This window comes from Stenotrophomonas maltophilia, from assembly GCF_001274595.1.
GTDB lineage: Bacteria > Pseudomonadota > Gammaproteobacteria > Xanthomonadales > Xanthomonadaceae > Stenotrophomonas > Stenotrophomonas forensis.
In genome coordinates, this window is record NZ_CP011010.1 from 46,854 (window position 1) to 70,254 (window position 23,401).

Consider the following 23,401-nt stretch of genomic DNA (forward strand, 5'->3'; position numbering starts at 1 on the left):
ATAGCGCTTCCATATGTCAGTCGCCGGACGCCGGGCCTTGCTGCAGCCGTGTTGCGATGGAAGAAAGGTCATAGCCTGCATCCGAAGCAACAGACAGAACGTGGTCAAACGCCGCTCCATTGTGAACGACTTCCGACAGCGCCCAAAGCATCGCAGCACGGGTGCCGGTTCTGCAGTACGCGGCAACAGGGCTTGGCAGCGCTTCGATCAACCTGGCAAAGGTATGCACCTGATCATCGGTAATGACGCCAGGCAGCGCAGGAAGATAGGCAAACTGCATGCCCGCCTGGTGGCAGGCGGCCTGCAGCGCATGGTGACTGGGCTGCTCCGGCTGTTCATCGTCGGGGCGGTTGCAGATCACGCTCGCAAAGCCCTGCTCCTTCAGGGCTTCAATGTCCTTTGGCAGGAGCTGGCCGGACACCTTGAGGCTGGCGGAGAGTGGCTTGAGGTTCATGGTTTTCCCGTAGTTGCAGTGGGGCGGTGAATGTGGCCATGCAGGAGCACGCCAGCGATCATTGCCGTGGCGAAGATGATCGCGAAGGGCTGGCCGGTTCCCAGCAACGCGATGGCTGGGCCGGGACATAGTCCGGCCAGACCCCAACCCAGGCCGAATATCGCCGCACCGATCACCAGGCGCCGATCGATGATGCGATGGGTGGGAATGTGCAGCGATACGGCAAGCAGCGGCGTTCTGCGGGCGCGTATCCACAGGTAGGCTGCGCCGGAAGGGATCAGTGCGCCCAGCATGACCAGCGCCAGGGAGGGGTCCCAGGCGTCGCTCACATCAAGGAAAGCAAGCACGCGGGCTGGGTTGGCCATACCGGATACGACCAGTCCCAGTCCGAAGAGTGCGCCGCACAGGAACGCGGCGAGACGGATCATGCCGTGCCCCCCGCCACAATCCGTACCAGGGTCGCCGTGGCCATGCCCACGAGCATGAACACGCAGGTCGCCACCACTGACCGCGGCGACGCCCGGCCCAGGCCGCAGACACCGTGTCCACTGGTACAGCCCGCCCCAAGGCGAGTTCCGTAACCCACCAGCAGTCCGGCAATCACCAATACCACTGCTCCGTTTGCGGAGAGCGCCGGCAATAGTATGGGCCTGGCCGCCAATGCCAAGCCTGACGCCAGGGCAAGTCCCGCCAGGAATAGGGCTGCGCTCCCGCGTCCGCCGTCACCCGGCATGCCCAGTGTCTTGGCAAGTAGACCCGAGATGCCGGCAACGCGGCCGAGAAGGACCAGATAGGCACCGGCCGCTGTTCCAATCATGGCACCGCCAGCGAGTGGCCAGTACCAAGCCAAATGAGAGAGCGTCATAGCAGGTCCACCGGCAGCTTGAGGTAGCGCACGCCGTTGTCCTCGGGTTCGGGCAGATGGCCGGCGCACATGTTGACCTGCACTGAAGGCAGGATCAGTCGCGGCATCGGGAGCGTCGCGTCACGGGCTTCCCGCATTTCCACGAACATGGCTTCGGTCACGCCCTCGTGCACATGCAGGTTGGTTGTCCTTTCGGCACGGATGGTTGTTTCCCATACGAAATGGTTTCGACCGGTGGCCTTGTAGTCATGGCACAAGAAGACGCGGGTGGCGTCGGGCAGGGACAGAAGGCGCTGGATCGAGCGATACAACTGGCGAGCCGAGCCACCTGGAAAGTCGCATCGGGCGGTGCCGTAGTCCGGCATGAACAGCGTGTCTCCAGGAAATACGGCGTCGCCGATCACGTACGCCAGACAAGCGGGAGTATGGCCTGGCACGTGCAGCGACATCGCCTGCAGATTACCGATGCGGAAGGAGGCACCGTCAGCGAACAGGTGATCGAATTGGCTGCCATCACGCTTGAACGCAGTACCGGCATTGAAGACCTTGCCGAAGGTTTCCTGGACAGTGGTGATGCGCTCGCCGATGGCCAGCGTACCTCCCACCTGGCCCCGCAGCCATGGTGCTGCTGAGAGGTGGTCGGCATGCGCGTGGGTTTCCAGCAACCATTGCACCTGTAGGCGCTCGGCCCGCACGTAGTCCACCAACGCCGATGCGGAGGCAGTGGAGGTGCGGGCTGCGGCCATGTCGAAGTCAAGGACGCTGTCGATGATGGCGCACGCTGAAGAAGATGGATCGCGTACGACGTGACTGGCAGTGAAAGTGGCAGGATCGAAGAAGGTCTTTACATGAGGCGAGGGGAGCAGGCCGGCACGCGCATCGTTGACGACGCGGACAGCCTGCTCCAAGGGGGCGTCTACCGCTACGGATTGGTTCACGACTGGCTCCGGGGGGGATTGGTTGCTTAATACTTACATGGTTACATAAGGTGTGCAACTATAGAAGAATGCTAGACTGGACGCCTTCCCCATGGTGTTTGCATCACATCACCCGGCCAAGTTGCCCTTACCCGTGACCAGCCCCCCATTCAGCCCGTCAGACCTAGCCACGATGAAGGAGCGCGTGCCCGAGGTGGCCGAGTTGCTGCGCTTCATGGCCACTCCCTCCCGCCTGTTGCTGCTGTGCCAGCTCGCGCAAGGTGAAATGACGGTGAGCGGACTGGAGGACGCCACCGGCATCCGACAGCCGGCGCTCTCCCAGCAACTGGCCGAACTCCGCCAACGAAAGCTTGTAGCGACCCGACGGGAATCGCGGTCGATCGTCTACCGCATGGCAGACCCGCGCGTTGCAGCACTGCTGGGCGCGATGCATGGGATCTTCTGTGCGGACGATACATCAACTTGAAGTGGCCTAAGGCGTCTAGAAGGGACGGGCTACACTCACTGACCTAGGGGAATTTAGGCCATCGGCGTAGTCTGCCCCAAAACCAATTGACCGCAGCAGGCTCGAGGTCTGCTGCGGCCTAGGGATGTTTATCAGGGATGGGGTGGATGTCTGCTTATGGCCGGAAGCGGACATCGGCGACGCCGAAAATTGAGGCGAGCGACGTCGAGCCTGCAGCCAGATCTGGGCGCGAAAGGCTGCCCATTGCTGAGAGTAGAGATTTTCAGGGCGAGGGCTCTGCACAAGCATTCCGCAGCGTGAGAACCAGTGCATCCCATACGGGGCCCTGTCACTTTGTATTCCAGAGAAAAGTAACGGGTCGCCGTCCAAGTCGTCGCTACTGATACTTGGCCCTCGGTCCGCTTAGCGGCGGCACGCATACGATCAGTAACTGAGGAGCCCGAGGCGCACAGGGCCGTGCATGGCTCATTCCCCCTAGATCACTAGCGTGCGCGAGCCGTCCACTAGACCTTGGCCGCACCACTAAGCTCACAGATGGACATTGAGATCAAAAGGGCGCAGCGTTTGCTTCTCGCCCCAAAGGGCTACTGATTTCGGAGAGCGCAAATGAGCAGAACAAGTATCTCCCATCCACTGAAGATTGCCACCTTACCTGTCGGCACGAACGGCGGTGGGATCGGCGTCACCTTTGCACCAGGAAAACATCAGGAAGTAGCAATGACTGGCTCTTGGGCTCGAGACCTGGACGTCGACCTCGCGTCGATCGCGGAGTGGGGAGCACAGCACCTGATCACGTTGATTGAGCCGTGGGAGTTCGAGGAGCTGCGAATCACCTCGTTGGCGGAACGTGCCAGAGCCCACGGTTTGATGTGGTACGGCCTGCCAATTACAGATGGTGCGGCTCCTGACGCGCGACTCCTTGGGCCATGGCGATCCCTAGGGCCACAGTTCGCAGCCAAGCTCTTGTCTGGAACCAGGATCGTGGTGCATTGCAAAGGCGGGCTGGGTCGGGCCGGCACCGTGGCGTCGATGCTCCTCATTGAAACAGGCTTTGCCTCAGATGGCATCGATGCAATTGCTAAGGTTCGCTCGGTGCGACCTGGTGCGGTGGAGACGGCGGAGCAGGAGGAATTCATCCTGAACTGGTCTAATCGCGGAGCCCGGAGACTGAGCTAGCCACAACACCCCACTAACCTACCCGTCATTGCCTTGGGCTGGAGCACAAGATGCCTGTATTGCGCAGTTAGTCTGTGGAGGGCTTCTCTCCAGAGTGCGAAGCGCTGAACACTTTTCTCCAAACACATATAGTGTTGCTGCTCGTACTGCTTTGCGCGCCCCTCGCATGCCTATCTGAACCTGTCGCCGGGCCTGGATTTCGAGACCAAGTTGTTCGCCAAGACCAATGCGCCGCAACTGCTGCGCAAGGAGCTGTCGAAACCGGGTTACGTGCCGCAGCCGATCGCGCTGGGCATCAACACCGATGCGTACCAACCGATCGAGCGCAAGTTCAAGCTGACCCGCCAGCTGATCGAAGTGATGCTGGAAACCAGGCATCCGTTCTCGTTGATCACCAAGAACGCGCTGGTCGAGCGCGATATCGATCTGCTCGCGCCGCTGGCCGCGGAAAACCTGGTCAGCGTGCATTTCTCGGTGACCTCGCTGGACCCGCATCTCTCGGCCAAGCTGGAACCGCGCGCATCGGCACCACATGCACGGCTGCGCGCGATGAAGCGCCTGCATGAGGCCGGCATTCCGGTCGGGGTAATGGTGGCGCCGGTGATTCCATGGATCAACGACAGCGAACTGGAAGCCGTGCTGGAGGCCGCGCATGACGCTGGCGCCAGTACTGCGGGTTACGTGCTGCTGCGCCTGCCACTGGAAGTGGCGCCGCTGTTCCGCGATTGGCTGGATACCCATCATCCAGATCGCGCCGCGCACGTGATGAGCACCATCCAGCAGCTGCGCGGTGGCAAGGACTACGACAGCCAGTTCGGCACGCGCATGCGCGGCGAAGGCGTATATGCGGACCTGTTGAACAACCGCTTCAAGCTGGCGCGCAAGCGCCTCGGGTTCAATGCACAGAACAGCCACTGGCCGAAGCTGGATTGCAGCCGGTTCCTGAAGCCATTGCCGCCGAAGAAGGATTCGCCGCAGGGCTCGTTGTTCTGAGTAGCGTCGAGCTTGCTCGACTGGCGACGGAAAAGCAGTCGAGCAAGCTCGACTCTACGGGGAATACAACGTAGTCGAGCAAGCTCGACGCTACGCCCCAAACAACTTCTGCGCGCTCTGGAACAGGATCCAGCTGGTGGCGATGAACTTGTCGCCGCCCTGCGGCCGGTTGCCGCGATGGGTGTGGGTGAACGCGGTCGGGGCTATCAGCAGGCTGCCGGTGCGCGGCGCGATCTTGCGGCCCTGGAACAGGAACTCGGTTTCGCCTTCCTCGAAGTCATCGTTGAGGTACAGCGTCCACAACACGTGCCGGTGCAGGGTCTCGGCCTGGGCGTCCTTCGGGTACAGCTCGCAGTGCCAGTACGGATAGCCGCCCTCGCCCGCCGCGTACCACTGCAGGTTGATCGCACCCGGGCGCAGGCAGGTGCGGGCCAGGTCGGCCAGCTGCTGCTGCGGCATGTCGGGGAAGTCCTCGGCAGACAGGCGTCGCGGCTGGCCATTGCTGTCCTGGATCTGCAACATCAGCGGAGCGATCAACGCCTGTGGATAACGGCGTAGATAAGTCAGCAGGCCGTTGAATACCGCGATCTGCAACTGCTGGTCGACATCCTGCCAGCCGTCCAGTCCACTGATGCGCAGATCCTTGCTGTGCTTGAGTTCCGGGAACACACCACTGCCCACCGCACCGGGCAGCAGGCCACGCGTTGCACGCATGCGCTCGACGATCGCCGCGCAGACGTCGCTGGGGACGGCATTGTGGATGACTTCGATGAAATCGACCGGGCCCTGCTCGTGCATGCGTGCATTCCTTAGGCGGCAACGGCTCGATGGTGCCGTTTGCCGCCTTCGGTGTCACCCCATGGTCATGTCATCGATCTGCCATGACCGTTGTCGGTGACGGCCCTCAGCCCTGCGCGTCGTCGTGCGCGTGGTGGTAGCGCACGGCTTCGGCCACTTCCTCGCGCGAGCCGAGGAACACCGGCACGCGCTGGTGCAGCTGGTCGGGCTGGATATCGAGGATGCGCTCGCGGCCGGTCCAGGCGGCGCCACCGGCCTGCTCGACCAGCAGGCCCATCGGGTTGGCTTCGTACATCAGGCGCAGCTTGCCGGCCTTGGACGGGTCCTTGTTGTCCCACGGGTAGATGAAGATGCCGCCGCGGGTCAGGATGCGATGCACGTCGGCGACCATGCTGGCGATCCAGCGCATGTTGAAGTTCTTGCCGCGTGCGCCTTCCTTGCCGGCCAGCAGGTCGCCGACGTAGGCCTGCATCGGCGCTTCCCAATGCCGCTGGTTGGACATGTTGATGGCGAATTCCTGGGTGGCCGCCGGGATCTGCATGTTCTCGGTGGTCAGCACGAACTCGCCCTTCTCGCGGTCCAGGGTGAAAGCGTGGGTGCCATGGCCGACGGTCAGCACCAGCTGGGTGCTGGGCCCGTAGATGCAGTAGCCGGCGGCGATCTGCTTGCTGCCCGGCTGCAGGAACGCGTCATCGCCCGGCAGTTCGACGTTGGTCGGGCAGCGCAGCACCGAGAAGATGGTGCCGACCGAGACGTTGACGTCGATGTTGGAGCTGCCATCGAGGGGATCGAACAGCAGCAGGAAGTCGCCACGCGGATAGATGTCCGGCACCGGCTGGCTGTGGTCCATTTCTTCCGAGGCGCAGGCGGCGAGGTGGCCACCCCAGGCGTTGGCTTCGAGCAGGATCTCGTTGCTGATGACGTCCAGCTTCTTCTGCGCTTCGCCCTGCACGTTGCCGGTACCGGCCTCGCCCAGCACGCCGCCGAGGGCGCCCTTGCTGACGGCGATGGAGATGCTGGTGCAGGCGCGGGCGACGACCGCGATCAGCTGGCGCAGGTCGGCATTGATGCGGCCGGCGTGCTGTTCCTGGATCAGGAAGCGGGTCAACGAAGTACGGGACATGAGCGGGCAGGTCTCGGCAGCGGGAAAACGCCTATTGTCGCCGGTCTGGCGGGGGCGTGCGTGACCGCGGGAAGGCGTAATCGTTTCCAGATGCGTTGCGCTCGTGGCGCCTTCCTTTTGTCGAGGCTCGTGGGAGGGGGAGGCGATGCAGGACACGCTGCAAGTACGTCCATGTAAGCTCGATGGCGCCATCCATGGCGCCAACGGTCCTGCATCGCCTCCCCCTCCCACGCGCTTCAGGGTTCGCCGCGAGCGCGGTGGGTGTGGCAAAGGCAGGGGCAAATGCAAAAAAACAAAGGCGCCTCGCGGCGCCTTTGTGATCAAACCACTGGTGCGTTGCTTCAGCCCTTGGCGACGGTGGCCACGGCCTTGGCGACGTATTCCAGGTTGTTCTGGTTCAGTGCGGCCACGCAGATGCGGCCGGTGCCGACGGCGTAGATGCCGAACTCGTCGCGCAGGCGTTCGACCTGCTCACGGCTCAGGCCGGAGTAGGAGAACATGCCGGCCTGCTCGTTGATGAAGCCGAACTGCGGCGCACCGGCGGCGGCCAGCTTCTCGACCAGGCCGTGGCGCAGGGCATGGATGCGCTCGCGCATCTCGGTCAGCTCCTGCTCCCACATCGCGCGCAGGTCCGGGTTGGTCAGCACGCCGGCCACCAGCGCGGCACCGTGGGTGGACGGGCTGGAGTAGATCGTGCGGATCACGCGCTTGACCTGCGACTGCACGGCCTTGGCGTCCGCGGCGGTCGGGGCGACCATCGACAGCGCACCCACGCGCTCGCCGTACAGCGAGAACGACTTGGAGTACGAGTTGGCGACGATGAAGCTGTCAATGCCGGCCTCGGCGATGATGCGCACGGCGGCGCCGTCCTGCTCGATGCCCTTGTCGAAGCCCTGGTAGGCCATGTCGATGAAGGGGAACAGCTGCTTGTCTTTCAGCAGCTGCGCGACCTGCTTCCACTGGGTGACGGTGAGGTCGGCGCCGGTGGGGTTGTGGCAGCAGGCGTGCAGCAGCACCACGGTGCCGGCCTGCAGCTTGCCCAGGTCGGCCAGCATGCCGTCGAAATCGACGCCATGGGTGGTTGGGTCGAAGTAGGTGTAATCCACCACCTCGAAGCCGGCCGCGCTGAACACGGCGCGGTGGTTTTCCCAGCTCGGGTTGCTCAGCGCGACGGTGGCGTGCGGCAGCAGCTTCTTCAGCACGTCGGCGCCGACGCGCAGCGCACCGCTGCCACCGACGGTCTGTGCGGTGGTGACGCGGCCGGCGGCCAGCAGCGGCGAGTCCTTGCCGAACACCAGTTCGCGCGTGGCCTGCGTGTACGCCGGCAGGCCATCGATCGGCAGGTAGCCGCGCGGTTTGGCTTCAGCGGCGAGCTGCTGCTCGATCTGCTTGACGGCGCGCAGCAGCGGAATGCGGCCACTCTCGTCGTAGTAGATGCCCACACCCAGGTTGACCTTGGTCGGGCGGCTGTCGGCGTTGTACGCCTCGGTCAGGCCCAGGATCGGGTCGCCTGGGACCAGTTCCACGTTTGCAAAGAAGGACACGGCGGTACTCGTTCGGTAGACGGAAAGGGGGAGGAATTGCGCCACGCGGCTTGCGGCTTTCCAGCCGGAAACAGCCCATCGTAACAAAGCCTGCCGGGGCTGGCCGCCGCCATCGTCATCCCCGGGCCCGTACCATGGCGTGCGTTGCCGCCCGATCCATCAACCTGAATCATGAATCCCGCCGCACGACGCCATTGCCTGCCGCTGTCCGCCCTGCTGATGTCGCCATTTGCCAGCATGGCCGAGCCCGCCCCCACCGCCCTGCCTGCCGTCCAGGTACAGGCCGCGCGGGTGCCGGGCATCGACCCGTTCGCCCTGCCTGCCAGCCTGGACACGGTCTGGATCGACGCCGGCCGCGCCGGGGCTGGGGCGCAGCTGTCCGAAGCACTGGCCGGGGTGCCGGGCCTGGTCGCGCGCGACCGGCAGAATTTCGCGCAGGATACGCAGCTGTCGATACGTGGATTCGGCGCGCGCTCGACCTTCGGCGTGCGCGGGGTGCGGGTGCTGATCGACGGCATACCGGCGACCATGCCCGACGGCCAGGGTCAGTTGTCGCATGCCAGCCTGCTCGGCACCGAGCGCATCGACGTGCTGCGGGGGCCGTTCTCGGCGCTGTATGGCAACTCCTCCGGTGGCGTGCTGCAGGTGTGGAGCGCACAGGGCCAGGCCGGCGACCCGTGGCGGCTGCGCCTCAATGCCGGCGCCGACAACACGCTTAGTACCGGCGCGCAACTGAAGGGTGCAGGCCACGGGCTGGACTACAACATCGCCGTCAACCACTTCCGTACCGATGGCTGGCGTGACCACAGCCGGGCGCGCCGTGAATCGCTCAACGCGCGTATCGGCGGTGAGCTGGGCGGTGGGCGGCTGGAGCTGCTGCTCAATGCGCTGGATGCGCCCGATGCACAGGACCCGCTGGGCCTGACCCGCGCGCAGGTGGCGGCGGACCCGCGCCAGGCCACCGCCGTGGCACACCAGTACAACACCCGCAAATCGGTGCGCCAGCAGCAGGCCGGGCTGCGCTGGACCCGCGAGGCCGGCGCGCAGCGCTGGCAGCTGATGGGCTATGCCGGCCAGCGCGCGGTGCGTCAGTACCTGCCGATTCCGCCGGCGGCCCAGGCCAATCCCCTGCATGCGGGCGGGGTGATCGACCTGGACGGAGGCTACGGCGGGCTGGACGCGCGCTGGGGCTGGCACGGCGATCTCGCCGGACGGCCGCTGGACCTGGTGGCCGGGCTCAGCGCCGACCGTCAGCGCCAGCACCGCACCGGCTACGAGAACTTCATCGGCAGCACGCTGGGCGTACGCGGGCAGCTGCGCCGCGACCAGATCGACGTCGTGCAGAACGTGGACCAGTTCGCGCAGGCCTGGTGGCAATGGAGCCCGCGCTGGTCGTTGCTGGCGGGCGTGCGCCACAGCAGCGTGCGCTTCGAATCGGACGATCGCTACATCACCGGCCGCAACCCGGACGACAGCGGCCGCCGTCGCTACCAGGCGACCACCCCGGTGGCCGGCATCAGCTTCGAGGCCAGCCCGCAGTGGCGCCTGCACGCTGCCGTTGGCCGCGGCTTCGAGACGCCTACCTTCAACGAACTGGGTTACCGCGCCGACGGCCAGGCGGGACTGGCACTGGATCTTGCCGCCGCGCGCAGCCGCTCCGTGGAAGTGGGCAGCAAGTGGCACGCACAGAATGGAACCCAGCTTGATGTCAGCCTGTTCCGTGCAGATACCGACGATGAGCTTGCCGTTGCCAGCAATATCGGCGGACGCAGCACCTATCGCAACGTTGGCCGGACCCGTCGCCAGGGGCTGGAGCTGCAGTACCGCCAGCCGCTGGCCGGGCAACTGGAACTGCAGCTGGCCTGGACCTGGCTGCAGGCGCAGGTGCGTTCGCCCTACCTGACCTCCAATACCGTGGTTACCACCGGCAGCCGCCTGCCCGGCGTGCCGCGCCAGCAGGCCTTCGCCCGGTTGCAGTGGACGCCGGGCGACTGGCAGTGGGCGCTGGAAGCCAATGCCAGCAGCGACACGGTGGTGAACGACGTGGCCACCGAGCGAGCGCCGGGCTTCGCCCTGCTGCATCTGGAAGGTGGCCGCCGCTGGACCCTGCCCGGCGGCGAGCTGCGTGCCTTCGCCCGGCTGGAGAACGTGCTGGACCAGGCCTACATCGGCTCGGTGATCGTCAACGACGGCAACGGCCGCTTCTACGAGCCGGGACCGGGGCGGCGGTCCAGCGTGGGACTGCAGTGGTCGTGGCGCTAGGCGGGTCGTGGCACTGGGCGGCACGACCCGTCAATCAGGCGCCTTGGCCGGCACGAACGGTGAGGTCGGGTCGCTGGCCGGGAAGGTTTCCTCCAGTGCCTCGTCCTGGTTGTCGCTGGCCCGCTGCTTGCGCTCGCGGCGCTTGAGCGGGCTTTCCTGGCCGCCGCGATGGCGGTCGCCGCCGTCCTTGCGGTCCTGGGCCGCCTGTTCAGAGTCATGCTTCACCGGCAGGTGCTCGTCGCCCTGCGCGGCATCGAAGAAGGGGGCCCCGGTACCGCGGTAGTCGGCAGTGTCGGCGTCGCGCTTGCCACGCTGCTCGCCGGCAATGGGCGGGTGGTTTTCCCGCAGCGGGTCTCGGGAGGTTTCACGGCTCATGGTCTGGCTACCTGCGCTCGGGGCCTCCACTACACCGCCAGCAAGGTAAAGCCGCCGCGAACCTGGCGTCATGAACATCTCGCTCACCCGCTGGTAACGGCACCGCGCGTATTCCTGCCCACCCGCCCCCGCTGCAGGAGCCGGCCATGCCCCGTCTTGAACGACCCGCACCGTCCGTGTTCAACGCCCTGCTCGATCCGCTCGGCCAGCGCACCGCGCAGCGCCGCACGCGTCGCCATGAAGACCCGCAGGCGGTGGCGCAGGACTACCTGCAGTACATGCTCAGCGATTACGAGGAGCGTCGCGGGCCCGGCCATCGCAACTGGCGTGACCTGTGCCCGGTCTATGCCTTCGCGCTGACCACCCACGCCGCCGACTGGCCGCGCGGTGACGCCGCCGATACCTGCGAGGAACTGGCCGAGCACTGGGAGCAGATGCGCGGGCAGTCGCGGCTGAGCTGGTCGCAGGCGCGGCCGGTGGTGGAAGACGCCTGGCGCGCGCTGGACCATATTCCGGCCGCGGCAGTGCGGCCACTGCTGCAGTAGTGCCGGCCGCTGGCCGGCAGAGGTTCGCTGCCTGAAGTTTTCTGGGGTTGCCGGCCAGCGGCCGGCACTACCGCATCTGCATAGAACCCACGTGCACGGCACCGACACGGGTGGTTTACATCGCCGGACTGAAGCTGGCTGTCCCCTGCCCCGTCACAGGAATCTCCATGGCCCGCCCAATCTGGACCGGCACGCTGTCCTTCGGACTGCTCAATGTGCCGGTGTCGCTGATGTCCGGCGAACGCAAGGTCGACCTGCAGTTCCGCATGCTCGATTCGCGCGACCGCAAGCCGATCCGCTTCGAGCGGGTCAACGCCGATACCGGCGAGGAAGTGCCCTGGAAGGACATCGTCAAAGCCTACGAGTACGACAAGGGCAGCTATGTCGTGCTGGAGGAAGGCGACATCCGCTCGGCTGCGCCGGAAAGCCACGAAGCGGTGGAAGTGGAATCGTTCGTGGATGCGGCGCAGATCGATCCGCGCTACTACGAGAAGCCGTATCTGCTGGTGCCAGGCAAGAAGGCCGAGAAGGGCTATGTGCTGCTGCGCGAGACCCTGCGCAGGACCGGCAAGGTCGGCATCGCGCGGGTGGTGGTACGCACGCGTGAGTACCTGTGCGCGGTGATGCCGCAGGCAGACGCGCTGGTGCTGATGATCCTGCGCTATCCACAGGAGCTGGTGGACCCGGAGGACTACGCGCTGCCCGCCGGGAAACTGTCCGACTACCGCATCACCGGCAAGGAATCGGCAATGGCCGAGCAGCTGATCGAGTCGATGGCTGGCGACTGGAACCCCTCGCAGTACCACGACGAGTTCCGTGAGCGCCTGCAGCAGGTGCTGAACAAGCGCATCAAGTCCAAGGGCGGCACCACCCGGGTGGAAGAGGAGCCGGCACCGCATGAGGATGCGGCCACCAACGTGGTCGACTTCATGGCGCTGCTGCAGAAGAGCCTGGATGCGAACACGCGCACGCCTGCGAAGAAGACGGCAACGCGCAAGGCACCCGCGAAGAAGCCTGCGAAGAAGGCCGCGCGGAAGGCCACCAAGAAGGCCACAAAGAAGACCGCACCGCGGCGCAAGGCAGGTTGAGCCATGTCGCTGCACCAGTACCGGCGCAAGCGTCGCCTCGGCAGAGGTAGCGGTCAGACGCCGGAGCCTGACGACACCCCCGCCCACGGTGACCCGAAGCGACGGCCAACGTTCGTCATCCAGCTGCATCTCGCCAGTTCGCGCCACTACGATTTCCGCCTGGAAATGGACGGTGTACTGAAGAGCTGGGCCGTGCCGAAGGGGCCTTCGCTGCGCGTTGGCGAGAAGCGGTTGGCGGTGGAAGTGGAAGACCATCCGCTGTCCTATGCCGGCTTCGAGGGAGACATCCCTGAAGGTCATTACGGTGCCGGCCACGTGGAGGTCTTCGATCATGGCACCTGGGCCTGTGAAGGTGATCCATTGCAGGCGCTGGCGGCGGGCAAGATCGACTTCGTGCTGCACGGGCAGCGGTTGGCCGGCAGTTGGAAGCTGGTGCGCACGGCGATGAAGGGGCGCCAGGTGCAATGGCTGCTGATCAAGCGCGATGATGAGCAAGCGCGCGATGCCGAAGCGGACGATCTATTGGAAGCGCCCGTGCCGAAACGCTCATCGGCGGTGAAGGCGCGCACGGCAGGAAGGACAGAGCGCGCTACGCCGGCCGCACGCAGGACTACCCGCAAGGCCGATGCACACTGGCATGCGCGGGCGCTGAAACTGGACGGTGCACGTGACACGCCCTACCCACGCGCCTTCAAACCGCAATTGACCGATCACCGCGACACCGCGCCGGATGGCCAGCACTGGCTGCATGAGATCAAGTGGGACGGCTATCGACTGTTGGCTGATCTGCACGATGGCGAAGTGAAACTGCGTTCGCGCAACGGCCTGGACTGGACGGCCGATTTTCCCGAAGTCGTGCAGGCCATCCGGGCGCTGCCGGTGCGCGATGCGCGCCTGGACGGTGAACTGGTGGTACTGGATGCGCAGGGCCGCAGTGACTTCGCAGCACTGCAACGGGTGATCGACGGCAGTTCGAAACAGCCGCTGCGCTACATCGTCTTCGACCTGCCAGGTGTTGCCGGTATCGACATCAGCCGCGCGCCCCTGCTGGAACGCAAGGCGCTGCTGAAAGCGCTGCTGGGCAATGTACCCGGCATCCTCGCCTTCAGCGAGCATGTGATCGATCACGGGCCACAGGTGTTCGCTGCCAGTGGCAAGGCGGGTTTCGAGGGCATCGTGAGCAAGCAGGCGGATGCTCCGTATGTGAATGCCCGTGCGCGCAGCTGGGTCAAGGTCAAGCACGAGGACACCGACGAGTTCGTGATCGTCGGTCACACGGCACCCAAGGGTTCGCGGGTGGGATTCGGCTCGTTGCTTCTGGCCGCGCAGGACAAGGCAGGCCTGCGCTATGTCGGTCGCGTGGGCACCGGCTTCGACGATGAACGCCTGCGCGCGCTGCACAAGGCACTGCAGCCGCTGGCGGTGAAGACCCCCGTGCTGCCGTTGCCGGCGCATGTGCCGTTCAGCGCCGCCAGCGTGCGCTGGGTGAAGCCGGTGGCGGTGGCCGAGGTCGCCTTCCGTGGCTGGGGCAAGGAAGGGCTGCTGCGCCAGGCCAGTTTCAAGCGGCTGCGCAACGACAAGCAGGTGGAGGACCTGGAAGTGAACGCTGCAGACATGGACACCGTGGGCGAGGTGCAGATCACGCACCCCGAACGCGTGGTATTCCCGGATCAGAAACTCAGCAAGGGCGACGTGGCCGACTATTACCGGCAGATGGCGCGCTGGATCCTGCCGGAGATTGCCGGCAGGCCGTTGTCAGTGCTGCGCTGTCCCGAGGGTGTCGGCAAGGCCTGCTTCTTCCAGAAGCACCATGGCCCCGGGCTGGGTGACGCCGTGCATGCGGTGCCCCTGCAGCAGAAGAGCGGTCGCGAGGACTACGTCTACATCGACAACGCGCGTGGCCTGCTCCAGCTGGTGCAGATGAACACGCTGGAGCTGCATCCGTGGGGTGCGACGGTAGACGACCCGCAGCATCCGGACCGCCTGGTGTTCGATCTCGACCCCGGCGACGGCGTGAACTGGGCGCAGGTGAAAGCGGGGGCGCGTGATGTGCGTGACCGCCTGCTGCAGATCGGCCTGCAGAGCTTCGTGCGGCTGTCTGGCGGCAAGGGCGTGCACGTGGTGGTGCCGCTGCAGCCGAAGGCGGACTGGGAGCAGGCCAAGGCGTTCTGCGAGGCGTTCGCGCAGGCGATGGCGCTGCAGCAGCCTGATCGCTACGTAGCGACGATGAGCAAGGCGAAGCGCAGCGGTGTGATCTTCATCGATTGGCTGCGCAACACGCGCGGTGCTACCAGCGTGTGTTCGTGGTCATTGCGGGCGCGCGCGAACGCTGGCGTGGCGGTGCCGTTGCGCTGGGAGGAACTGGCAAAGGTGACCGCCGCCGATGCGTTCCCGATGGCCAGGGCTCTGGCGCGCGCGAAACGGCTGAAGGGCGACCCCTGGCAGGGCATGGAACGATTGAAGCAGACACTGCCGTCGCTGAAGCGGTAGTGCCGGCCGCTGGCCGGCAACTGCAGGATGGCCGAGGTTGCCGGCCAGCGGCCGACAGTACCTGCATGCGCTCAGCCCGGATCGCGCGACGCGCGGCGACCGAACCACCAGCCAACCAGCAGCTGCAGCGGCAGCGAGACCAGCAGGGAAACGACGAACCACATCGGGAAATCCGCGCCCACGCTCCACACCGCGTAGCCGCAGCCCAGCGCGATCAGCGACCAGATCGAGAAGCCATGCGAGCGCGGCCAGCAGGGCGCGTAATAGGTGGCGAAGGAGATGCCGGCGACGCCACCGAGCACGCTGAACGCCAGGTCCCAGCCCAACTGCACGCTGTTGTTGTCCGGCGACAGGCCCAGCAGTGGTGGCAGCCAGCTGGCGACGCTGCTGACCAGCGCGAGCGACAGCACGCCGCCGATCAGGGCAACGATGGACAGGAACACGGTCTTGAGCAGGCCGGGCATGCGCGCATTGTACGGCTGCGCGAAGCGCCTGCGGTTGCCGGCCAGCCACCGGCGCTACCGGTGGATCGGCATGGCCGCCGTGCCCGTGGGAGAGGGGTACGGTGCAACGGCGGCCATGCACAGGCGGTCAGGCGGCGAAGTCGAGCACCACGCGGCCTTCGATGGTGCCCGCGTGCATGCGCGCGAACACGTCGTTGATGTTTTCCAGGCGATCGGTGCTGACCGTGGCGGCGACCTTGCCCTCGGCGGCAAACTGCAGCGACTCCTGCAGGTCCAGTCGGGTGCCGACGATCGAGCCACGCACGGTGATGCCGTTGAGCACCATGCCGAAGATGTCCAGCGGGAAGTTGCCCGGCGGCAAACCATTGAGCGAGACGGTACCGCCACGGCGGACCATGCCCAGCGCCTGCTCGAATGCCTTCGGCGATACCGCCGTGACCAGCGCACCGTGTGCGCCGCCGATCTCCTTCTTCAGGTAGGCGGCCGGATCGGTGGTGCGCGCGTTGACGGTGACCTGGGCGCCCAGCTGCCGCGCCAGTGCCAGCTTGTTGTCGTCCACGTCCACCGCGGCCACGTTCAGGCCCATCGCACGGGCGTACTGCACGGCCATGTGGCCGAGGCCGCCGATGCCGGAGATCACCACCCAGTCACCGGGCCTGGTGTCGGTGACCTTCAGCCCCTTGTAGACGGTCACGCCGGCGCACAGTACTGGCGCGATCTCGACAAAGCCCACTTCCTTCGGAAGCAGGCCGACATAGTTGGCATCGGCCAGTGCGTACTCGGCGAAGCCGCCGTTGACCGAGTAACCGGTGTTGCGCTGCGTCTCGCACAGCGTCTCCCAGCCACCCAGGCAGTGTTCGCAATGGGCACACGCCGAGTACAACCAGGGGATGCCGACCCTGTCGCCTTCCCTGACGTGCCCTACCCCGCCTCCCACGGCCACGACGTGCCCCACGCCCTCGTGGCCGGGGATGAATGGCGGGTTCGGTTTCACCGGCCAGTCGCCCTCGGCGGCGTGCAGGTCGGTGTGGCAGACGCCACAGGCCTCGATCCTGACCAGTACCTCGCCCGCCCCCGGGCGCGGTACCGAGACTTCCTCGATCACCAGTGGTTTGCCGAACTCACGCACGACAGCGGCCTTCATGGTTGGATTCATGTCCGGATCTCCGTAGTGCGCTTGCCCACAGAATGACGCCGGCCCGGGGCCGGCGCTTTGATCACGATCAAACCTTTGAAGATTCGTGCCGCTGGTTCAGCTGGCCAGCACCGAGGCCTCGCGGGCCAGGCGCTCGATGGCGTCCCAGTCACGGGTCTGCAGCAGCGCCGGCGTGGTCAGCCACGAACCGCCCACGCACAGCACGTTGGGCAGGTGCAGGAACTGCGGCGCGGTCTGCGCGCTGATGCCGCCGGTCGGGCAGAAGCGCACGTCGGCGAACGGGCCGTGCCAGGCCGCTAGCAGCGCGGCACCGCCGGCCTGCACCGCCGGGAAGAACTTGAAGGTGTCGTGGCCGTGCTCCAGGCCCAGGATCAGGTCCGAGGCCGTGGCAGCGCCAGGCAGGTACGGCAGGTCGGCATCACGCGCCGCGGCATACAGCGCCGGCGTGGCACCCGGCGATACCGCGAAACGCGCGCCGGCCTGCCTGGCCGCCTGCATCTGCGCGGCGTTGAGCACGGTGCCGGCACCGATCACCGCATCCGGCACGGCCTCGACCATCGCCTTGATGGCATCCAGTGCCTGCGGCGTGCGCAGGGTCACCTCGATCACCGGCAGGCCGCCGCGGAACAGCGCCTGGGCCACGTTGACCGCTTCATTCACATCTTCGGGGGTGTACACCGGAATCACCGGTGCCAGCTTCAGCAGCGCGCGCAGGCGCGGATCAGTGCTGGACATGGTCTTGCTCCTTGCCCGACGGGGCATCGCGGATCGCTGCCGGGCCCGGCAGCGCAGCGGCGCATGATGCCACGTGGATCGCGAAGGTGCTGCAGCGCGCCGTGCTGCGCGCTGGTTTCAGGCCGGGTCGGCCTGCAATGCCTGGATGCGGCGCTGATACCAGTCGCCGCCGAGCGGGTCGAATACGGCAGATCGCTCCATCGGTGCCTCGTACACGTGCACCGAGATCGCCAGTGACTGGTCGCTGGCATTGCGCAGGGTGTGGTACTCGTGCGGCGGAATCAGGCTGCCGGCACTGCCGCAGCCCCCGCGCAGCGCCGCGTGGCGACGGAAGCGCCAACGCTCGCCGGCGCATTCCAGCAGTTCATAGCGGGTGATCTCCAGCTCGCCCAACCACACGCCCTCCACACACCACATGGCATCGTGGTCGTGCAGCGGCGTGCCCTGCCCTGGGCCCCAGCTCATGGCAATCACGCTGTAGCCGTGTTCGCGGCTGTGGTACAGCGGGCGTCGAGCGTAATGATCACTGACCGGACGGTGCACGCACTCGGGCAATTCGATGCGGCTGTCCGCGATGGCTTCCTGCAGCGCCAGCTGCAGGTCGGCGGTGATGCGTTCGGCATCACCGGAGGTCATCGCCGCATCGACTGCGGCGATCAACCGGTCGCGGCCACGGAACGGCGGAAACGGAGAAGTCTGCAGGTCCATGCCCCGAATGTAGCGGAGCATGGTTAAGGGAATGTTGGCGTTGGCACGCGTCGCGCCCGCATTGATGACACGAGCGCGTGAAAAACGGTTCAGATGCGAAATGGGTAGAACGATCACAATGGAACCCTGTGCAGCATGCGTGGTCGAACAGGACGCGTTCCCCATCCGCTGCGACACTCCGCAACTTCGCGCCCGACGGGCGCAAGGCTAGAGTTTTCCGACTTACCTGGTTCTATACATGTCAGTGCGAATTATTAGCGATGCCGCGTTGCCGGCATCGAAGGGCAAGGCTGCCACGATCAACGACATCGCACGACTGTCGGGAGTTTCCAAGAAAACGGTTTCAAGAATCATCAACAACTCGCCGCTGGTGCGCAAGGACACCCGCGACAAGGTCGAGGCGTTGATGCGCGAGGTCGGTTACGTGCCCGACCCCCTGGCGCGCGGACTCGCGTTCCGCCGCTCCTTCCTGATCGGCCTGGTGTATGACGACCCGGGCGCCCAATGCATCGTGGACCTGCAGCATGGCGCGCTGGAAGCGCTGCGCGGCACCGGCTACGAGCTGGTGGTGCATCCGTGCGACAGCGAGGATCCAGAGTGCGCACAGGGCGTGCGTCGCTTCGTGCAGCAGCAGAAGCTGCATGGCGTGATCCTTGGCCCACGCGCGTCCGAGTCGGCTGCATTGGCGCAGGTGCTGGACGAGATCGACTGCCGCTACGTCCGCATCAACGCGCATGTGTCCGATGATGAGGCGCAGGCCGTGGTCACCCATGATCGCGATGGCGCTGCCGCCGCAGCGGGTTACCTGCTTTCGCTCGGCCACCGCGACATCGCGGTGATCGCCGGCCCCGGTGACCGCCGCGCTGCACGCGAACGTACCCATGGCTTCCTCGATCGGCTCGCCCAGGTAGGCCTGACCCTGCCCGGTGAGCGTGTGCTGGAAGCGGGCGACACCTTCGAATCCGGCGTGCATGCCGCCGAACGACTGCTGATGGGCGAAGGCAGGCCCAGTGCGATCTTCGCCGGCAATGACGAGATGGCCGCTGGCGTTTACCAGGTGGCCCTGCGTGCGGGCATCGCGGTGCCGCAGCAGCTGTCGATCGTCAGCTACGACGACAGCCCGCTGGCGTCGCGGTTGTGGCCGCCGCTGACCTCGGTGCGCCGCCACGTCTCCGATATCGGCCGCATGGCCGCAGTGATGCTGGTGCAGACCGGCGTACCGGAGGCGCCGACGGCGGCCAGCGTGCATCCGCAGCTGATGGTGCGCGGTTCCTGCCGGGCCGTGGACGCCTGACTGCCTTGCCCTCGCCCGCAGCGCTGAAACGGCGCGGGCCGCCATCAATGGAAACGGCGCACCCGAGTGCGCCGTTTCCAGTGCAACGCCGTGTGCGTGATGCGCTTACACATCACCACCGTCGGCCCAGCCTTCGCCCGTGCCCTTCTGGAACACGCGGTCGTCGTCCTGCACGTCACCGGCCGGCAGGTGGGCCTGGTCGGCCAGTGCCGCGTAGATCGGGGTGAAGTCCGGCGACGTCGCCTGCATCAGCTGTTCGAAGCTGTCGATGACGAAGTAGGTCTTCTGGAAGGTATCGATGCGGTACTTGGTGCGCATGATCCGCTGCAGGTCGAAGCCGATGCGGTTGGGCGCGGCCGACTCCAGCGAGTACAGCGATTCGCCCTTCGACGACACGATGCCGGCACCGTAGATGCGCAGGCCCTCGGGCGTGTCGATCAGGCCGAATTCCACCGTGTACCAGTACAGGCGCGTGAGGTTCTGCAGTGCATCCGGGCCGATCGCATGGGCTTTGACGCCACCGCGGCCGTAGGCCTCCATGTAGTCGGCGAACACCGGGTTCATCAGCAGCGGCACGTGGCCGAACAGATCGTGGAACAGGTCCGGCTCGGCGATGTAGTCGATCTGGTCCGGGCGACGGATCCACCAGGTCACCGGAAAACGACGGTTTGCCAGGTGGTCGAAGAAATCCAGTTCCGGCAGCAGGCCTTCGACGCCGACCAGGGTCCAGCCGGTGGCGGCGCCGAGCACTTCGTTGAGCTGGTCGAAGCGCGGAATCATGTGCGCGCTCATGCCCATCTCGTCCTGCGCATCCAGGAACTCCTGGCAGGCACGGCCGACCAGCAGCTCGCGCTGGCGCTGGTACAGCGTGCTCCAGGTGGCGTGGTCGTCGGCGCTGTAGGTGTCCCACGGCTGCTCGACAAGCGCGGTGGTGTACACCGGCACGTAGCCCTTGTCGGTCTGCTGGTGTTCGACGCGGCGGGGCTGGGCGAGATCCATGGGACGCTCCTTGAGGGGATACCCACGATGCTAGGGCAGGCGGCGCGCAACAGGGTTGCAAAAGTTGCGTCGATTGGCCTTGTTGGCGCAATATCCTTGCGTACTCACCATGTTGCGGGGCAACAATGGCCGGAGAAGTCCAGTTCGATCGCACGGATATACGTCTGCTGGCCGAAATCCAGCGGGATGGGCGCGCCACCAACGCCGAACTGGCGACGCGGGTGAACCTCTCCCCCTCGGCCTGCCTGCGCCGCCTGCAGCGGCTGGAAAGCGAGGGCGTGATCGTCGGTTATGGCGCGCGGCTGGAGCCACGGCAGCTACGCCTGGGCCTGCAGGCCTTCGTGCGGGTGCAGCTGGAAAAACACGACCAGGCTGCCATCGGCCACTTCGTGGACAGCGTGCAGGGTTGGGATGAAGTGGTGGCCTGCCATGCGCTGACCGGCGACATGGACTATCTGCTGCATGTCTACGTGCGCGACCTGGAACACTTCTCGCACTTCCTGCTGGACCGGCTGCTCAACGCCGGGGGCGTGGCCGATGCCAATTCCAGCTTCGTGCTGCGCACGGTCAAGGGCTTCCAGGCACTGCCGCTGTCGCAGCTGGAGTCCTGAGCGGCCACCGGGCGTGCCCGGTGGCCAGGCATCAACCGATCAGCACTTGTCCTTGCGTCCCATCAGCTTGCCCAGGCGCGAGGCTTCCTCGCACTTCGGCGCCGCCACCGGCGCGGGTGCGGCTGCCGCAGCACGTGCCTTCTGCAGCTGCTGGATCTTCGCGCGGATCTGCGGCATCGCCGCCATCGCGGCCTTCTCGCCCTCCAGGATCGCGGTGCCGCGCTGGCTGAAATCGGCAGCGCCGATGTCCAGTACCTTCGGCCGGATCACGATGTCGGCGCGCGCCAGTTCCTGCTCGCCCAGGCGCTGGCCCATGATCGAGATCGACTGGTTGACGATGCCGAGCATGCCGGTGGGCGCCTTGCCACTGGCCTTGCTGGAGATGTCTACTGCGATCACGAAGTCGGCACCGAGCTGGCGCGCGGCATCCACCGGCACCGGGCTGACCACGCCGCCATCGATGTAGTTGTGGCCACCGATCTTCACCGGCTCGAACACGCCGGGGATGCTGCTCGACGCTCGCACGGCCTGGCCGACGTTGCCGCGCACGAAGATCGCGCGCTCGCCGGTTTCCAGCTGCGTGGCGACGGCGGCGAACGGCTTCTTCAGGCGTTCGGCCGGGCGGTTGGCCACCTGTTCGTTGACGTAGTCCTGCAGCTTCTGGCCCTGCACCAGGCCGCCGGAGAACAGGCGCACGTCACGGATGCTGGCTTCGTCCAGCGCCACCGCCTTGCTCTGCATCTGGAACGCGTCCATGCCGCTGGCATACAGCGCGCCGACCACACTGCCAGCGCTGGTGCCGGACACCACCACCGGTTCAAAGCCGTTGGCTTCCAGCATCTTGATCACGCCGATGTGGGCGAAGCCCTTGGCTGCGCCGCCACCCAGCGCGATGCCGATCTTCACCGGCTTGGCCTGCGCCACCACGGTCGGTGCCGGCGGCGGCGTGGGACGGACCGGATCGCCGCCGCAGCCGGCCAGCAGGCCGATCAGGGCGACGGACAGCAGCATGCGGGGGCGGAACAGGCTCATCGGCAATGCGCTCGCGGCGCCGGATTCTGGAAAGGGCGCCAGCATACCGAAGCGCTGGCGGGGCGGGCAGGGTGGGGAGCCTCGCCCATTCAGGAAAGGGGTGCGGTAGCTGCCGACCTTGGTCGGCACACGCAGATTCCAGTGCCGACCAAGGTCGGCACCTACCGGGCGAGTGGGTCAGAACCGGTTGTCGCCGTCCAGCATCCGGCCCAGTCCGCCGAGCACCGAGCCCTCGCCACGGCTCTGGCCACCGCCCTGCGGCGCCGCCATCCACATGCGTCCGGCGAGGCGCGAGAACGGCAGCGATTGCAGCCAGACCTTGCCCGGGCCGGTCAACGTGGCCAGGAACACGCCCTCGCCACCGAACAGCATGCTCTTGACGCCGGTGACGCGGCGCACATCCATGTCCACGGTCGGGTGGTAGGCCACCACGCAGCCGGTATCCACGTCCAGGCGCTCGCCAGCGGCCAGCTCGCGCTCGATCACGCAGCCGCCAGCGTGGATGAACACCCAGCCGTCGCCCTCCAGCTTCTGCATGATGAAGCCCTCGCCGCCGAACAGCCCGGTCATGATCCTGCGCTGGAACTGCACGCCGATCTGCACGCCGCGCGCGCCGGCCAGGAAGCTGTCCTTCTGGCAGATCAGGCGGCCGCCATGCTGGTCCAGCTTCATCGCCAGCACGGTGCCGGGGTAGGGCGCGGCGAAGGCGACCTTGCCCTTGCCGTGGCCGCTCTGGGTGTAGACGGTGGCGAACAGGCTCTCGCCGGTCAGCACGCGCTTGCCGGCGGCCATCACCTTGCCCATGAAGCCGCCCGGGTCGCCATTGGCAGCGCCGAACACCGTGTCCATCTGCACCGTGGCGTCCTTGAACATCAGCGCGCCGGCCTCGGCGATGGCGCTTTCGCCGGGGTCGAGCTCGATCTCCACGAACTGCATTTCATGGCCGACGATACGGAAGTCGATGTCGTCAGCGCGGCCGCTGGAGACGGCGGGGACCGGCGGCGGGGTCGTGGGCATGCCCGGTGCCGGCGCCTGCAGCTCGGCCACGTCGGGGATGGGGGTCCATCCGCTCATGCCCTGGCACCAGGCCAGCGCGCGCGGGTTGGCCTGCGCATAGCGGCGCGCGGCTGGGTCATCGAGCGGGCCGACGCGGTCGGCCTGGGCGGAGGCATGGAAGTACCACTGGGTCATCGCGACGGCTCGGCGGGGCTGGAAAACCCCGAGTCTAGCGAGCGCGCCGGGGCGCGGGCGACGGCGCCATGAACGGCAGGCATTTGCGAGGCAG

The 23,401-nt window shown here is 66.3% G+C and carries 23 protein-coding genes and 1 pseudogene; 9 read left to right on the forward strand and 15 right to left on the reverse strand.

The annotated features are described in order from the left end of the window. Window positions 1–16: 16 nt before the first annotated feature. The 4 genes from VN11_RS00195 to VN11_RS00205 are packed head-to-tail and all read right to left on the reverse strand — an operon-like array spanning window position 17 to window position 2,185. Window positions 17–454 carry a TIGR01244 family sulfur transferase gene (locus VN11_RS00195; RefSeq protein WP_049453266.1) on the reverse strand — a complete coding sequence of 146 codons (438 nt, stop codon included), beginning with the start codon at window positions 452–454 and terminating at the stop codon, window positions 17–19. Then, the gene (locus tag VN11_RS00200) at window positions 451–882 is read right to left on the reverse strand and encodes a YeeE/YedE family protein (protein WP_049453268.1); all 432 of its coding nucleotides are present in this window, start codon (window positions 880–882) and stop codon (window positions 451–453) included. Before VN11_RS00200 ends, VN11_RS00195 begins: the two co-directional genes overlap by 4 nt. Continuing rightward, window positions 879–1,319 (reverse strand): YeeE/YedE family protein, encoded by a 441-nt coding sequence (locus VN11_RS21700; protein WP_049453270.1) that lies wholly within the window; start codon window positions 1,317–1,319, stop codon window positions 879–881. The genes VN11_RS00200 and VN11_RS21700 overlap by 4 nt, the downstream gene beginning before the upstream one ends. Continuing rightward, window positions 1,316–2,185, reverse strand: a complete 870-nt coding sequence (locus VN11_RS00205; protein WP_197574817.1) for an MBL fold metallo-hydrolase — start codon at window positions 2,183–2,185, stop codon at window positions 1,316–1,318. The genes VN11_RS21700 and VN11_RS00205 overlap by 4 nt, the downstream gene beginning before the upstream one ends. A 244-nt stretch (window positions 2,186–2,429) precedes the next feature. Here VN11_RS00205 and VN11_RS00210 point away from each other — a divergent pair, with 244 nt between their 5' ends. The 3 genes and pseudogenes from VN11_RS00210 to VN11_RS00220 form a co-directional block, all read left to right on the forward strand. Beyond that, complete coding sequence (locus VN11_RS00210; RefSeq protein WP_021202108.1) at window positions 2,430–2,723, forward strand: ArsR/SmtB family transcription factor; 294 nt, start codon at window positions 2,430–2,432, stop codon at window positions 2,721–2,723. Between the two features lie 606 nt (window positions 2,724–3,329). Then, window positions 3,330–3,899: a cyclin-dependent kinase inhibitor 3 family protein gene (locus VN11_RS00215; protein WP_049453273.1), complete on the forward strand. Its 570-nt coding sequence runs from the start codon at window positions 3,330–3,332 to the stop codon at window positions 3,897–3,899. A gap of 138 nt (window positions 3,900–4,037) precedes the next feature. Beyond that, window positions 4,038–4,892, forward strand: a pseudogene (locus VN11_RS00220) (PA0069 family radical SAM protein); the annotation flags it as partial. 90 nt (window positions 4,893–4,982) lie between these two features. Here VN11_RS00220 and VN11_RS00225 read toward each other — a convergent pair. The 3 genes from VN11_RS00225 to VN11_RS00235 all read right to left on the reverse strand — a co-directional run bounded on the left by VN11_RS00225 (window position 4,983) and on the right by VN11_RS00235 (window position 8,357). Next, entirely contained in the window at window positions 4,983–5,690 is a 708-nt protein-coding gene (locus VN11_RS00225; protein ID WP_053448365.1) for a 2OG-Fe(II) oxygenase, read from the reverse strand. A gap of 106 nt (window positions 5,691–5,796) precedes the next feature. After that, window positions 5,797–6,813, reverse strand: coding sequence for a class 1 fructose-bisphosphatase (locus VN11_RS00230; protein WP_053448366.1), 1,017 nt, complete (start codon window positions 6,811–6,813; stop codon window positions 5,797–5,799). 341 nt (window positions 6,814–7,154) lie between these two features. Continuing rightward, window positions 7,155–8,357, reverse strand: a complete 1,203-nt coding sequence (locus VN11_RS00235) for an aromatic amino acid transaminase (protein ID WP_053448367.1) — start codon at window positions 8,355–8,357, stop codon at window positions 7,155–7,157. A gap of 171 nt (window positions 8,358–8,528) precedes the next feature. Between VN11_RS00235 and VN11_RS00240 the strand changes: the two genes are divergently transcribed. Next, window positions 8,529–10,619, forward strand: coding sequence for a TonB-dependent receptor family protein (locus tag VN11_RS00240; RefSeq protein ID WP_053448368.1), 2,091 nt, complete (start codon window positions 8,529–8,531; stop codon window positions 10,617–10,619). Between the two features lie 30 nt (window positions 10,620–10,649). On the opposite strand, the gene VN11_RS00245 is transcribed toward VN11_RS00240, so the two are convergent. Next, the gene (locus tag VN11_RS00245; protein ID WP_053448369.1) at window positions 10,650–10,994 is read right to left on the reverse strand and encodes a hypothetical protein; all 345 of its coding nucleotides are present in this window, start codon (window positions 10,992–10,994) and stop codon (window positions 10,650–10,652) included. 146 nt (window positions 10,995–11,140) lie between these two features. Here VN11_RS00245 and VN11_RS00250 point away from each other — a divergent pair, with 146 nt between their 5' ends. From VN11_RS00250 to ligD, 3 genes are all read left to right on the forward strand, one after another. Then, the gene (locus tag VN11_RS00250) at window positions 11,141–11,539 is read left to right on the forward strand and encodes a hypothetical protein (RefSeq protein WP_053448370.1); all 399 of its coding nucleotides are present in this window, start codon (window positions 11,141–11,143) and stop codon (window positions 11,537–11,539) included. Between the two features lie 167 nt (window positions 11,540–11,706). Further along, window positions 11,707–12,627 carry a Ku protein gene (locus VN11_RS00255; protein ID WP_053448371.1) on the forward strand — a complete coding sequence of 307 codons (921 nt, stop codon included), beginning with the start codon at window positions 11,707–11,709 and terminating at the stop codon, window positions 12,625–12,627. A 3-nt stretch (window positions 12,628–12,630) separates the two neighbouring features. Then, window positions 12,631–15,117, forward strand: coding sequence for a DNA ligase D (gene ligD / locus VN11_RS00260; RefSeq protein WP_053448372.1), 2,487 nt, complete (start codon window positions 12,631–12,633; stop codon window positions 15,115–15,117). Window positions 15,118–15,188: 71 nt separating this feature from the next. Here ligD and VN11_RS00265 read toward each other — a convergent pair whose 3' ends face one another. The 4 genes from VN11_RS00265 to VN11_RS00280 form a co-directional block, all read right to left on the reverse strand. Continuing rightward, window positions 15,189–15,581: a hypothetical protein gene (locus tag VN11_RS00265; protein WP_053448373.1), complete on the reverse strand. Its 393-nt coding sequence runs from the start codon at window positions 15,579–15,581 to the stop codon at window positions 15,189–15,191. Between the two features lie 127 nt (window positions 15,582–15,708). After that, a complete protein-coding gene (gene adhP / locus VN11_RS00270; RefSeq protein ID WP_053448374.1) occupies window positions 15,709–16,737 on the reverse strand; it encodes an alcohol dehydrogenase AdhP in 1,029 nt (342 codons plus the stop codon). Window positions 16,738–16,833: 96 nt separating this feature from the next. Next, window positions 16,834–17,472, reverse strand: a complete 639-nt coding sequence (eda, locus tag VN11_RS00275) for a bifunctional 4-hydroxy-2-oxoglutarate aldolase/2-dehydro-3-deoxy-phosphogluconate aldolase (RefSeq protein WP_053448375.1) — start codon at window positions 17,470–17,472, stop codon at window positions 16,834–16,836. A 117-nt stretch (window positions 17,473–17,589) separates the two neighbouring features. Beyond that, window positions 17,590–18,180: a cysteine dioxygenase family protein gene (locus VN11_RS00280; RefSeq protein WP_053448376.1), complete on the reverse strand. Its 591-nt coding sequence runs from the start codon at window positions 18,178–18,180 to the stop codon at window positions 17,590–17,592. A 238-nt stretch (window positions 18,181–18,418) separates the two neighbouring features. Here VN11_RS00280 and VN11_RS00285 point away from each other — a divergent pair, with 238 nt between their 5' ends. Continuing rightward, on the forward strand, window positions 18,419–19,474 hold the full coding sequence (locus tag VN11_RS00285; RefSeq protein WP_053448377.1) for a LacI family DNA-binding transcriptional regulator: 1,056 nt from the start codon (window positions 18,419–18,421) through the stop codon (window positions 19,472–19,474). A gap of 105 nt (window positions 19,475–19,579) precedes the next feature. Here the strand turns inward: VN11_RS00285 and phhA are convergent, their stop codons facing one another. Beyond that, window positions 19,580–20,473: a phenylalanine 4-monooxygenase gene (gene phhA, locus VN11_RS00290; RefSeq protein WP_053448378.1), complete on the reverse strand. Its 894-nt coding sequence runs from the start codon at window positions 20,471–20,473 to the stop codon at window positions 19,580–19,582. 125 nt (window positions 20,474–20,598) lie between these two features. Between phhA and VN11_RS00295 the strand changes: the two genes are divergently transcribed. Next, a complete protein-coding gene (locus VN11_RS00295) occupies window positions 20,599–21,084 on the forward strand; it encodes an Lrp/AsnC family transcriptional regulator (protein ID WP_053448379.1) in 486 nt (161 codons plus the stop codon). Window positions 21,085–21,123: 39 nt separating this feature from the next. Here the strand turns inward: VN11_RS00295 and VN11_RS00300 are convergent, their stop codons facing one another. Both VN11_RS00300 and VN11_RS00305 read right to left on the reverse strand, forming a co-directional pair. Next, window positions 21,124–22,116, reverse strand: coding sequence for a patatin-like phospholipase family protein (locus VN11_RS00300; RefSeq protein WP_053448380.1), 993 nt, complete (start codon window positions 22,114–22,116; stop codon window positions 21,124–21,126). A gap of 177 nt (window positions 22,117–22,293) precedes the next feature. Continuing rightward, window positions 22,294–23,307, reverse strand: a complete 1,014-nt coding sequence (locus tag VN11_RS00305) for a TIGR00266 family protein (protein WP_053448381.1) — start codon at window positions 23,305–23,307, stop codon at window positions 22,294–22,296. Window positions 23,308–23,401: the final 94 nt, after the last annotated feature.